Annotated in this window: 1 protein-coding gene; it reads right to left on the bottom strand. The window is 63.2% G+C overall.

Annotated features, from left to right (window positions below):
- The coding region (locus CQY20_RS34025; RefSeq protein WP_097945806.1) for a phosphoglycerate kinase at positions 1-593 on the bottom strand (593 nt) is incomplete at both ends.

The following is a 593-nucleotide window of genomic DNA, read 5'->3' as shown; positions in this document are numbered from 1 at the left end:
CCGACCACGCTGAACGCTCCGTTGCCCGTTGCGGCGATGATTGCTTCGGCGACACCCTTGGTGCCCGCCGCGAACGCCGGAAACTCGAATACCCCCATCGGACCGTTCCAGAAGATCGTTCTGGCGTTGGACAGGAGCGCAGTGAACTGCTGCACCGAGGCCGGCCCGATGTCGAGTCCCATTCTAGTGTCGGGAATCCGGTTCGCAGGGACCGTCTGCGGCTCCGCATCCGCGGCGAACCGTTCGGCGACGACGATGTCGACCGGAAGGGCGATCACGTCGCCGTAGGTGTCCAGCAGTCGACGGCACGTGTCGATCATGCCGTTTTCCAGAAGTGACGAGCCCACTGGAACACCTTGCGCTGCAAGGAAAGTGAAACACATGCCGCCGCCGATCACAAGGCGGTCGGCCGTGGTAGCGAGGTTCTCGATGACTGCCAGCTTGTCCGACACTTTGGAGCCCCCGAGCACCACTGCGTAGGGCTGCTCGGTCGAACTGGTCAACTGCTCGAGGACCCTGATCTCGGCGGCGACCAGATTCCCCGCATAGTGCGGCAACAACTGGGCCACGTCATATACCGACGCCTGCTTGCG

Origin of the sequence: Mycolicibacterium agri (assembly GCF_002553505.1) — a bacterium.
Classification (GTDB): domain Bacteria; phylum Actinomycetota; class Actinomycetes; order Mycobacteriales; family Mycobacteriaceae; genus Mycobacterium; species Mycobacterium agri.
This window is presented reverse-complemented; position numbering and strand designations above follow the sequence as displayed.